General features: G+C 66.5%; 11 protein-coding genes, 2 tRNA genes and 1 pseudogene. 9 read left to right on the top strand and 5 right to left on the bottom strand.

The genetic code is table 11. The features are described 5' to 3' along the window. From ACR2JI_RS03665 to ilvC, 3 genes are all read left to right on the top strand, one after another. Window positions 1–493 (top strand): thiamine pyrophosphate-dependent enzyme (locus ACR2JI_RS03665; RefSeq protein WP_526388138.1); only part of this gene is annotated, 493 nt, incomplete at its 5' end. Continuing rightward, window positions 490–999, top strand: coding sequence for an acetolactate synthase small subunit (gene ilvN, locus ACR2JI_RS03660; protein ID WP_526388136.1), 510 nt, complete (start codon window positions 490–492; stop codon window positions 997–999). The genes ACR2JI_RS03665 and ilvN, both read left to right, overlap by 4 nt. 28 nt (window positions 1,000–1,027) lie before the next feature. After that, the gene (ilvC, locus tag ACR2JI_RS03655) at window positions 1,028–2,041 is read left to right on the top strand and encodes a ketol-acid reductoisomerase (RefSeq protein WP_526388134.1); all 1,014 of its coding nucleotides are present in this window, start codon (window positions 1,028–1,030) and stop codon (window positions 2,039–2,041) included. A 61-nt stretch (window positions 2,042–2,102) separates the two neighbouring features. On the opposite strand, the gene ACR2JI_RS03650 is transcribed toward ilvC, so the two are convergent. Continuing rightward, window positions 2,103–3,530, bottom strand: a complete 1,428-nt coding sequence (locus ACR2JI_RS03650; RefSeq protein WP_526388132.1) for a phytoene desaturase family protein — start codon at window positions 3,528–3,530, stop codon at window positions 2,103–2,105. Between the two features lie 30 nt (window positions 3,531–3,560). Between ACR2JI_RS03650 and serA the strand changes: the two genes are divergently transcribed. Together serA and ACR2JI_RS03640 are read left to right on the top strand one after the other, a co-directional pair. Beyond that, window positions 3,561–5,147 (top strand): phosphoglycerate dehydrogenase, encoded by a 1,587-nt coding sequence (gene serA, locus ACR2JI_RS03645; protein ID WP_526388130.1) that lies wholly within the window; start codon window positions 3,561–3,563, stop codon window positions 5,145–5,147. Continuing rightward, on the top strand, window positions 5,144–6,154 hold the full coding sequence (locus ACR2JI_RS03640; protein WP_526388128.1) for a 3-isopropylmalate dehydrogenase: 1,011 nt from the start codon (window positions 5,144–5,146) through the stop codon (window positions 6,152–6,154). Before serA ends, ACR2JI_RS03640 begins: the two co-directional genes overlap by 4 nt. Here ACR2JI_RS03640 and ACR2JI_RS03635 read toward each other — a convergent pair. The 3 genes from ACR2JI_RS03635 to ACR2JI_RS03625 form a co-directional block, all read right to left on the bottom strand. Continuing rightward, a complete protein-coding gene (locus ACR2JI_RS03635; RefSeq protein ID WP_526388126.1) occupies window positions 6,151–6,675 on the bottom strand; it encodes an ATP/GTP-binding protein in 525 nt (174 codons plus the stop codon). The genes ACR2JI_RS03640 and ACR2JI_RS03635 overlap by 4 nt on opposite strands. Then, on the bottom strand, window positions 6,668–7,276 hold the full coding sequence (gene pnuC, locus ACR2JI_RS03630; RefSeq protein WP_526388124.1) for a nicotinamide riboside transporter PnuC: 609 nt from the start codon (window positions 7,274–7,276) through the stop codon (window positions 6,668–6,670). The genes ACR2JI_RS03635 and pnuC overlap by 8 nt, the downstream gene beginning before the upstream one ends. A gap of 66 nt (window positions 7,277–7,342) precedes the next feature. Beyond that, on the bottom strand, window positions 7,343–8,566 hold the full coding sequence (locus tag ACR2JI_RS03625) for an MFS transporter (RefSeq protein WP_526388122.1): 1,224 nt from the start codon (window positions 8,564–8,566) through the stop codon (window positions 7,343–7,345). 18 nt (window positions 8,567–8,584) lie between these two features. On the opposite strand from ACR2JI_RS03625, the gene ACR2JI_RS03620 reads away from it, so the two are divergent. From ACR2JI_RS03620 to ACR2JI_RS03605, 4 genes are all read left to right on the top strand, one after another. Beyond that, window positions 8,585–9,370, top strand: a complete 786-nt coding sequence (locus tag ACR2JI_RS03620) for a fumarylacetoacetate hydrolase family protein (RefSeq protein ID WP_526388120.1) — start codon at window positions 8,585–8,587, stop codon at window positions 9,368–9,370. Window positions 9,371–9,384: 14 nt separating this feature from the next. Beyond that, on the top strand, window positions 9,385–10,857 hold the full coding sequence (gene gltX, locus ACR2JI_RS03615; RefSeq protein ID WP_526388118.1) for a glutamate--tRNA ligase: 1,473 nt from the start codon (window positions 9,385–9,387) through the stop codon (window positions 10,855–10,857). A gap of 53 nt (window positions 10,858–10,910) precedes the next feature. Beyond that, window positions 10,911–10,982: transfer RNA gene (locus ACR2JI_RS03610), tRNA-Gln, on the top strand. Window positions 10,983–11,028: 46 nt separating this feature from the next. Further along, window positions 11,029–11,101, top strand: a tRNA-Glu gene (locus ACR2JI_RS03605). Between the two features lie 30 nt (window positions 11,102–11,131). Here ACR2JI_RS03605 and ACR2JI_RS03600 read toward each other — a convergent pair. Continuing rightward, window positions 11,132–11,242: pseudogene (locus ACR2JI_RS03600) on the bottom strand (PPOX class F420-dependent oxidoreductase); the annotation flags it as partial.

The raw sequence follows: 11,242 nt of genomic DNA, 5'->3' as shown, positions 1-11,242 counted from the left end.
TTACGCCGTTCCGGCGGCGATGGGCGCCAAGATGGCCTGCCCGGACACCGAGGTGTGGGCCATCGACGGCGACGGCTGCTTCCAGATGACCAACCAGGAACTGGCCACCTGCGCGGTCGAGGGCGTGCCGATCAAGGTGGCGCTGATCAACAACGGCAACCTGGGCATGGTGCGCCAGTGGCAGACGCTGTTCTACGGCGAGCGCTACAGCAACACCAACCTGGGCACGCACGGCGTGCGCATCCCGGACTTCGTCAAGCTGGCCGAGGCGCTCGGTTGCGTCGGATTGCGTTGCGAGCGTGCCGAAGACGTGGCCGACGTGATCAATGCGGCGCGCGCGATCAACGATCGCCCGGTGGTGATCGACTTCATCGTCGGCGCCGACGCTCAGGTGTGGCCGATGGTGGCCGCCGGCACCGGGAATGACGAGATCATGGCGGCCCGCAATATTCGCCCGCTGTTCGATGAGGACAACTCCGAGGGACGCGCATGAGCACCACCGTCACCCACACTCTGTCGGTCCTCGTCGAGGACAAGCCCGGCGTGCTGGCCCGCGTGGCGGCGCTGTTCTCCCGGCGTGGATTCAACATCCAGTCGCTGGCGGTCGGTCCCACCGAGCAGAAGGACATGTCCCGCATGACCATCGTGGTCACCGCCGAGGAGACTCCGCTGGAGCAGATCACCAAACAGCTCAACAAGCTGATCAACGTGATCAAGATCGTCGAGCAGGATGACGACAACATGGTTGCCCGGCAGTTGGCGCTGATCAAGATCCGCACCGACGCCGCCACCCGCGGTCAGGTCATCGAAGCGGTGAACCTGTTCCGCGCCAAGATCATCGACGTCTCCACCGAGTCGTTGACGATCGAGGCCACCGGCACCCAGGAGAAGCTCGAAGCACTGCTGAAGGTGCTCGAACCGTATGGCATCCGCGAGACCGTGCAATCCGGTGTGGTAGCACTGTCGCGCGGCCCCAAAGGTATGACGAACGCTAAATAGCTCGGAACTAAGAAAAGGAAACACACACGTGGCAATCGAGATGTTCTATGACGACGACGCCGACCTGTCGATCATTCAGGGCCGCAAGGTCGGCGTTATCGGCTACGGCAGCCAGGGCCACGCGCACTCGCTGAGCCTGCGCGACTCCGGCGTGCAGGTGAAGGTGGGCCTCAAGGAGGGCTCCAAGTCCCGGGAGAAAGTCACCGAGCAGGGTCTGGAGGTCGACACTCCCGCCGAGGTCGCCAAGTGGGCTGACGTGATCATGCTGCTGGCACCCGACACCGCGCAGGCCGAGATCTTCAAGAAAGACATCGAGCCCAACCTCAAGGCCGGCGATGCGCTGTTCTTCGGGCACGGCCTCAACATCCACTTCGGTCTGATCAAGCCGCCGGCTGACGTCACCATCGGCATGGTCGCCCCCAAGGGCCCCGGCCACCTGGTGCGCCGCCAGTTCGTCGACGGCAAGGGCGTGCCCTGCCTGGTTGCCATCGAGCAGGACCCGACGGGCCAGGGTCTGGCCCTTGCCCTTTCGTATGCCAAGGGCATCGGCGGTACCCGGGCCGGTGTCATCAAGACCACCTTCAAGGACGAGACCGAGACCGACCTGTTCGGTGAGCAGGCCGTATTGTGCGGCGGCACTGAGGAATTGGTCAAGACCGGCTTCGAGGTGATGGTCGAGGCGGGCTACGCGCCGGAGCTGGCCTACTTCGAGGTGCTGCACGAGCTCAAGCTGATCGTCGACCTGATGTACGAGGGCGGTATCGCACGGATGAATTATTCGGTGTCCGACACCGCGGAGTACGGCGGCTACCTGTCGGGCCCGCGAGTCATCGACGCCGACACCAAGAAGCGGATGAAGCAGATCCTCGCCGAGATCCAGGACGGCACCTTCGTCAAGCGCCTGGTCGCCAACATGGAGGGCGGCAACAAAGAACTCGAGGGCCTGCGCAAGAAGAACGCCGAGCACCCCATCGAGGTCACCGGCAAGAAGCTGCGCGACCTGATGAGCTGGGTCGATCGGCCGCTGACCGACACGGCCTAATTCCACACGCGATTTCGGCGCGGTTTCGAGCGGCAGACGCTGGAAACCGCGCCGAATTGCGTCAGGGGGCGAGTGTGGGCACGCCTAGCCCGAACTCCCGCTTGAGCACCGTCCGCGCCGCGTAGTAGCCGCTCATACCGTGCACGCCGCCGCCGGGCGGGGTGGCTGAGGAGCACAGGTAGGCACCCTTGATCGGGGTCGTCCACGGGTTGACGCGCGGGGTGGGGCCCAGGATTGCGCGCACCACCGAGTTGCCGCCCACGCCGATATCCCCGCCGACGTAGTTGGCGTCATGTTCGTGTAACCGCGACGCCGGGATCGACCGTGCGGCCACGACGATATCGCCGAAGCCGGGTGCGAACCGTTCCATCACCGCGGTGATGGTGGCCGTCTGGTCGACCGTGGAACCGGCCGGCACATGGGCGTAGGTCCAGAACGGCCGGCGGCCCGCCGCGTCGATTCGACTGGGGTCCGCGGTGAAGGACTGGGCTGCCAGCACCATCGGCCACTCCGCATGTCGACCCGCTGCGATCTGACGTTCGGCCTCGGCCATCTGGGTTCTGCTGCCACCCAGATGTAGAGTTGCCGCGCCGGACAGGCGCGTATCGGCCCACGGAATATCCTGCGCGAGAACGAAATCCACCTTGGCTACGCCGGGGCCGTAGGTATAGCGGCGCAGTGCTTTGGCGTAGCGCTCGGGCATCTCAGCGCCGTATATGTCCAGCAGCGCCGTCGGCGCGGTGTCGTAGAGCACCACACCGGACGGGGGAGAGGTGACCGTCACCCCGGTGTGCAGTTCGCCGCCGTGGGCGCGCAGATCGGCGATCAGGGCGTCGGCGATGGCCTGGCTGCCGCCGACCGGCACCGGCCAACCGGAGGTGTGCGCCAGGGTGGCCAGCAGCAGACCGGCGCCGGCGGCCACCAGGGAGGGCATTCTGGCGATGGTGTGTGCGGCGACACCGGTGAACAGCGCGCGGGCGTCATCGCCGCGCAGGGTTCCCCAGGCCGGTGTGCCCTGCTCGAGCATCCGCTGGGCCAGTAGTGCTGCGGCCGGCAGATCCGGCGGTAGCGATCGCTTGTCACCGATCAGGAAGCGCACCACGTCATCGCCATGGGCGGTCAGCGGACCCAGCAGGTGCCGCCAGGAGTCGCCATGCGTCAGACCCGCGCAGGTGCGCTCGAGGTCCTGGTAGGCGAGAACGGCCGGCCGGCCGGTCAGCGGATTGGCATAGGAGATCTCCGGGACCGCCAACCCCACCCCGCGGGCGCGCAGGTCGAATTCGGCGAAGAACGGCGAGGCCAGCGCCAACGGGTGGATCGCCGAGCAGATGTCATGACCGATATCGGAGAACTCGGGGTCCGGCAGGGTCCGCGAGCCACCGCCCAGGGTCGGCTGGGCCTCCAGTACCTGCACCGACAAACCGGCTCTGGCGCATACGACGGCTGCGCTGAGCCCATTCGGGCCGCTGCCGACGACCGTGACATCCACTCACTGATTAGACCCCATTAGTCTGTCCAGGTGACTCTGCCTGTTGTTTTGATCGCCGACAAACTTGCCGAATCGACCGTCGCCGCCCTTGGCGATCAGGTCGAGGTCCGCTGGGTCGACGGCCCGGACCGCCCGAAACTGCTCGAAGCCGTCGCCGATGCCGACGCGCTGCTGGTGCGTTCGGCCACCACCGTCGACGCCGAGGTGATCGCAGCGGCCCCGAAGCTGAAGATCATCGCCCGCGCCGGCGTCGGCCTGGACAACGTCGATGTGGAGGCAGCCACCGCCGCGGGTGTGCTGGTGGTCAATGCCCCCACCTCCAACATCCACAGCGCGGCCGAGCACGCTGTGGCGCTGCTGCTGTCCACCGCGCGCCAGATCCCGGCAGCCGACGCGACGCTGAAGGAGAAGACCTGGAAGCGTTCCAAGTTCAACGGTGTGGAGCTGTTCGGCAAGACCGTCGGCGTGGTGGGGTTGGGCCGTATCGGCCAGCTTGTCGCCCACCGGCTGGCCGCCTTCGACACCCACGTGATCGCGTATGACCCCTACGTGCCGCCGGCCCGCGCCGCGCAGATGGGGATCGAACTGCTACCCCTCGATGACGTACTGGCCCGCGCCGACTTCATCTCGGTGCACCTGCCCAAGACCAAGGAGACTGCCGGGCTTCTGAACAAGGAGGCGCTGGCCAAGACCAAGCCCGGCGTGATCATCGTCAATGCCGCCCGCGGCGGACTGATCGACGAACAGGCCCTGGCCGACGCCATCAAGAGCGGCCATGTGCGCGCCGCCGGTCTGGATGTTTTCTCGACCGAGCCGTGTACCGACAGCCCGCTGTTCGACCTGCCCGAGGTCGTCGTCACCCCGCACCTGGGTGCGTCCACCTCCGAGGCGCAGGACCGGGCCGGCACCGATGTCGCCGAGAGCGTCAAGCTCGCACTGGCCGGGGAGTTCGTGCCCGACGCCGTCAACGTCGCCGGCGGTGCGGTCAGCGAGACGGTCGCCCCGTGGCTGGAACTGGTCCGCAAGCTCGGCGTGCTGGTCGGGGTGCTGGCCACCGAGCCGCCCGAGAGTCTCACCGTGACGGTAGCCGGTGAGATCTCCTCGGAAGACGTTGGTGTGCTGAAGCTTTCGGCGCTGCGCGGTCTGTTCTCGACGATGACCGATCAACAGGTCACCTTTGTCAACGCCCCGGCCCTGGCTGCCGAACGTGGCCTGGACGCCGACCTGGCCACCCACAGTGAGAGTCCGAATCATCGCAGTCTGGTCGATGTGCGGGTCGTCGGTCCGGACGGCTCGGCGGTCAATGTCGCCGGCACGCTGTCCGGCACCCAGGAGGTGCAGAAGATCGTCGGCATCAACGGCCGCAGCTTCGATCTGCGCGCCGAGGGTGTGAACCTGATCCTGCACTACGGCGACAAGCCGGGTGCGCTCGGCAAGATCGGAACGATCCTCGGCGCGGCGAACGTGAACATCGAGGCGGCGCAGCTGAGTCAGGATGCCGCCGGTGGCGGTGCCACCGTGATGCTGCGGGTCGACCGCGATGTGCCGACCGAGGTGCAGACCGCGATCCGCGATGCGGTCGAGGCGACTCTGGTGGAAACGGTGGACCTTTCGTGAAACTCGCCGTGATCCCCGGCGACGGGATCGGCCCCGAAGTCATCGCCGAGGCTCTGCTGGTGCTTGACGCGGTGCTGCCCGGGGTGGAGAAGACACACTTCGACGTCGGCGCCAAGCGTTTCCACGCCACCGGCGAGGTGCTGCCCGAGGGAATGCTCGACGAACTGCGCGCCCATGACGCAATCCTGCTCGGCGCCATCGGTGATCCGTCGGTGCCCAGCGGTGTGCTGGAACGCGGATTGCTGCTCAAGACCCGCTTCGAACTCGATCATCACGTGAACCTGCGCCCGAGTCGTCGCTACAGCGGGGTCACCAGCCCGCTGGCCGGTAACCCGGAGATCGACTTCGTCGTCGTCCGCGAAGGCACCGAGGGTCCCTACACGGGCAACGGCGGGGCTCTGCGCGTCGGTACCCCGCACGAGGTGGCCACCGAGGTCAGCGTCAACACCGCATACGGCGTCACCAGGGTGGTGCGGTACGCCTTCGATCTGGCACGCAAGCGGCGCAAGCATCTGACGCTGGTGCACAAGAACAATGTGCTGGTGTTCGCCGGCGGCATGTGGACGCGGATCTTCGCCGAGATCGGTAGGGAATACCCCGACGTCGAGGTGGCGTATCAGCACATCGACGCCGCCACCATCTATATGGTCACCGATCCTGGCCGCTATGACGTGATCGTCACCGACAACCTGTTCGGCGACATCATCACCGACCTGGCAGGTGCGGTCAGCGGCGGGATCGGCCTGGCCGCCAGCGGCAATATCGACGCCACCGGAACCAATCCGTCGATGTTCGAACCTGTGCACGGCAGTGCCCCCGATATCGCCGGCAAGGGAATCGCCGATCCGACCGCCGCGGTGTCCAGTGTGGCTCTGCTGCTGTCTCACCTCGGTGAGGATGCCGCGGCCGCCCGGGTCGACGCCGCGGTCGTCGATCACCTTGCCACCCGCGGCGAGGCGAAGCTGTCCACCACAGAGGTCGGCGAGCGTATTCGGGCCCGGCTCTAACCCGAAATCGCCTCGTGCAGAACGGTTTCAACCCGCGTATCGAACGAGCCGGCAACGCTCAGCAGCGGCAGATCGGGGTTCTCGGCGAAGATCCCGGCGAGTATCTGCTGGGAGGTTGTTCGGGCGTGTGACCCATCGCGCTGGGGGTCGGGCTGCCAGGGCAGATCATCCTGGCACCACACCACCAAGCCGCTGCGCGTCGTCCACTCCAGGGCCCGGGGTAGCAACGAGTCGTCCTCGTAGTACTGGATGCTGTACACCGCGGTCATCAGTGGACCGCTGTCGGACACGGCCCAGTCCAGACCGGTTAGATCCGCCTGCCGCAGCGCGCGCACCTCTGCCTCGCGGTGTTCGGCCATCACGGCAGCCTGCTCGGTGGGCAACGGGACCCGACCCTCGCGCTCAACCCACTCCCGCAGGAACTCGGAGATGACGATCGCCGGCAGTCGCCCACCAAGAGCTTCGGCCAGAGTGGACTTCCCGGTGCATTCCCCGCCAACAACGGAGATCAGCTCAGGCACTGGCCGCCGACGGCGAGGGCTGGGCGTGGGCCGCGGCGCGGGATGACCAGGCCCGCCAGCCGGCGATGGCCATCAGGATGAGGACCGCGTAGAACAGCGATGTGAAGTAGAGGCCCTGACTGGCGTAGAGCACCGCACCGACGGTGTTCACCGCGATCCACACCGGCCAGTTCTCCATCTTCTGCAGGACCATCAGCAGCTGGCCGGCTATCGACCCCACCAGCATGAAGGCGTCACCCCAGGTGGCCGCCCCGCCGATGCTCTGCAGCAGTGGTGCGATCAGCGCCCACAGGACCACGAATGCGACGGCGCCACGGATACGCGCGGCAGATGTGAGCCAGCCGGGCATCTGCACACCTTCCCGGCCCCAGGAGAACCAGCCCCAGATGGCCGCGGCCATGAAGATCGTCTGCATGGCAGCGGAGGCGAACAGGTGGAACTCCACGAACAGCCAGCCGTACAGCAGGCTCGACAGGAAGTAGAAGGGCCACGTCCAACGGGTTCCGCGGATACCAAGGCTGATGGCCAGGAAGGCCAGGATCACCGCGGCGAATTCGATGGCGGTGATGTCGTAGTCCCACATCGTGAAGAGCACAGTCATGGTCGACGCTCCCTACCCGGCATTACCCGGACGGTCATGCGGTCGGTGACGCGGTATGCCACCTTCTCAGACCGGTTGCCCGGACTCCCGCGGTTGTGTCGGCCCACCCGGTTGGTCGGCCGGCACCAATGGTATCGCCAGAACCGGGAATAGGGCACAGAGCGCGAACGCGGCCGGGTAGCCCGCCGTCCCGATCAATGCGCCGAACAACGGCGGTGTCAGGCCGGTGGCGAGTAACTGGCTGGTGTTCTGTGCACCGAGTGCGCGCCCGCTCCAGAACGGGCCGGCGATCTCGGCGATCGCGGTGAAGGCAAGACCGTTGTCGGTGACGGTGATCACCGACGCGACCAGCATGAGCGCGACACTCCATCCGGAGTCCAGTGCATCGGTGAGAGCCAGCAGTGCCATGGTGGTCGCCGCAACGGCTGCGATGATGCGGATCGGCTGCAGCCGCAACCCGACCCGGTCCGACCACCGTCCGGCGGCGATGCGTCCGAGCGCTCCGAGGATCTGGGAAACGGTCACCAGAACGCCCGCCGATGTCGGCGACCAGCCGCGCTCGGCGATGAGCCACACCAGCGTGAAGGTCCACAGCAATGCCTGGGGGACAACGAGCAGCACCGAGACCGCATGGATACGCCACAGTGTCGAGGACCCGCGGTACGGGTTGGCCAGATCCGCGGCGGGTGCCTCGCTGCGGGGTGGTCGCGGCGGGTCGGTGACGGCGAACAGACACACGACCGCGGCCAGCGCGCAGACCGCCGCCGGGAACAGCATGGCCGGCCCGGCGCCGTATCTGGCCGCCAAGCCCGGGATCACCAGCGCGCCCAGGCCCACGCCCAAGGGTTGCGCGGTCTGCCGGATGCCCATCGCCAGGCCACGCTGCTCGGGCGGGAACCAGCCGACCACCAGCCGACCGCTGGCGGAATTGCTACTCGCGGCGGCCATTCCGCCGAGGAAGAAGAAGACGGACATGAGCAGCAGGGAGTGCGAGAACGCCGCGGCCACTGACGCCGCCGCAGTGAGCGCCGAGCCGACCCACAGAACGAACCGCTCACCGAGGCGGTCCGTCAGGTAACCCCAGGGGATCAGGGTGAACACCATGCCGAACTTCGGCATTGCCGAGATCAGGCCGGCCTGCGCCAGATCCGTGCCCACGCCCAGGTCCCGGTCCAGGGTGGGGATCAGGAAGGCCGTCCCGTTGATGAAGACGTTGGCGAACAACGTCGCCCCGAGTGCGATACCGAGCAGAGACCAGCGACGCAGGCTGCTGATCGCATCGGTCACCACGCCACTAGGCTGTCATGAATGCGCCTAGCCCGTATCGCCAGCCCCGACGCGGTCGCCTTCGTCAGTATCGAGGGTGAGCCGGGTCACGAGACCGCCCGCGAGATCGCCGAGCACCCCTTCGGCACACCCACTTTCACCGGACGGACCTGGCCCCTGGCGGAGGTCCGCCTGCTCGCACCGATCCTGGCCAGCAAGGTCGTCTGCATGGGCAAGAATTACCTCGAGCACATCAAGGAGATGGGCGGCAGTACCGGTCCGCAATCCGAGGATCCGATCATCTTCCTCAAGCCCAATACCTCCATCATCGGACCGGGCGTGCCGATCCAACTGCCCGCCAATGCATTTCCGGTGCACCATGAGGGTGAGCTGGCCGTGGTGATCGGCCGGCCCTGCAAGGACGTGCCGGCGGCACGGGCCGCCGAGAACATCCTCGGCTACACGATCGCCAATGACGTCTCCGCCCGCGACCAGCAGAAGGCCGACGGCCAGTGGATGCGTGCCAAAGGACATGACACGTTCTGCCCGGTGGGCCCGTGGATCGTCACCGATCTCGACGCCTCCGATCTGGAAATCCGGACCGAGGTCAACGGTGAAGTGCGGCAGCGCAGCCGGACCTCGCTGATGATCCATGACATCGGCGCCATCATCGAATGGATCTCGGCGGTGATGACCCTGCTGCCGGGCGATCTGATCCTGACCGGCACACCGGCCGGTGTCGGTCCGCTCGAGCACGGCGACACCGTCAGCGTCACCGTCGAGGGCATCGGGACGCTGACGAATCCGGTTATCCGGAAGGGCCTCTGATGACAGGTTCGAGTATGAGTACCCCTGTGCGCGTGCGGTTCTGCCCGTCGCCGACTGGAACCCCGCATGTGGGACTGGTGCGCACCGCGTTGTTCAACTGGGCCTACGCCCGTCACACCGGCGGAACGTTCGTGTTCCGCATCGAGGACACCGACGCCGCCCGCGACTCCGAGGACAGCTACGCCGCGATCCTGGACGCGTTGCGGTGGCTGGGACTGGACTGGGATGAGGGCCCGGAAGTCGGCGGCCCGTATGTGCCGTACCGGCAGTCCCAGCGCGGTGAGATCTACCGCGACGTCGCGGCCCGCCTGCTCGAGTCGGGGGAGGCCTACCTCGCCTACTCGACACCCGAGGAGGTCGAGGCCCGGCACGTCGCAGCCGGACGGAATGTGAAGCTCGGCTATGACAACTACGACCGTGACCTCACCGCGGATCAGCGGGCCGCATTCGAGGCCGAGGGCCGTCAACCCGTGCTGCGGCTGCGGATGCCTGACACCGACATCAGCTGGCACGATCTGGTGCGCGGGGAGACGACGTTCGCGGCCGGCACGGTTCCCGACTTCGCGCTGACCCGTGCATCCGGCGAGCCGCTCTACACACTGGTCAATCCGGTCGACGACGCCGTCATGAAGATCACCCATGTGCTGCGCGGCGAGGACCTGCTGCCGTCAACGCCCCGTCAGCTCGCGCTGCACCAGGCTCTGATCCGGATCGGAGTGGGGGAGGTGATTCCGCACTATGCTCACCTGCCAACGGTTCTGGGTGACGGCACCAAGAAGCTGTCCAAACGTGATCCGCAGTCGAACCTGTTCCTGCATCGCGACCGCGGCTTCCTGCCCGAGGGCCTGCTGAACTATCTCGCGCTGCTCGGCTGGGGCATCGCCGATGACCACGACGTCTTCTCCCTCGATGAGATGGTGCGCGCGTTCGATGTCGTCGACGTCAACTCCAACCCGGCACGCTTCGATCAGAAGAAGGCCGACGCCATCAACGCCGAACACATCCGGCGTCTCGACGCCGGCGAGTTCGCCCGTCGCGTGAAGTCCTTCTTCGATGAGCACGGCCACGACACCGGCCTTGACGAGGCCGGCTTCGGGACTGCCGCTGAACTCGTCCAGACCCGGGTGGTGGTGCTCTCCGACGCCTGGGATCTGCTGAAGTTCTTCAACGACGACGTCTATGCGATCGACCCGAAGGCCGGCGCCAAAGAGCTCACCGGCGAGGCGGTCGATGTGTTGGATTCCGCACTGGGTGCGCTCGACGGACTGGGCGAGTGGACCGCCGGCGCTATCGAGGAGGCGCTCAAGGGCGCGCTCATCGATGGGCTGGGTCTCAAGCCGCGCAAGGCCTTCGGTCCGATCCGGGTCGCGGTCACCGGAGCGACGGTCAGCCCGCCGCGGTATGAGTCGATGGAACTGCTGGGCTCCGAACGCAGCCTGCACCGGCTGCGCGAGGCCCGCGACGGAGCCGCCCGAAATCTTTGGTAGTCTGCTGTGCGGCCCTGGATAGCTGGTTCTGACCAGCCGTTATAGGTCGCCAATGGGGTATGGTGTAATTGGCAACACAGCTGATTCTGGTTCAGCCATTCTAGGTTCGAGTCCTGGTACCCCAGCAATTATGTCGGCCCTGACCGTTCGGTTATGCTGTCTGACGTTCCGGCCCCCGTCGTCTAGCGGCCTAGGACGCCGCCCTCTCACGGCGGTAGCGTGGGTTCGAATCCCATCGGGGGTACAAGCTCTTCCCGCAAGCGCTCGTAGACCGTCAGGCCGGTGCAGTTGAACCGGCGAGCGGCATGGCCGGCAATCCCAATTTGTTGTGATCCCACGAACGGACCCGGCTGGTGTTGATACGCACCGCGACCCGCTTGTTCAT

Origin of the sequence: Mycobacterium sp., assembly GCF_051006775.1 — a bacterium.
Classification (GTDB): Bacteria; Actinomycetota; Actinomycetes; order Mycobacteriales; family Mycobacteriaceae; genus Mycobacterium.
This window is presented reverse-complemented; position numbering and strand designations above follow the sequence as displayed.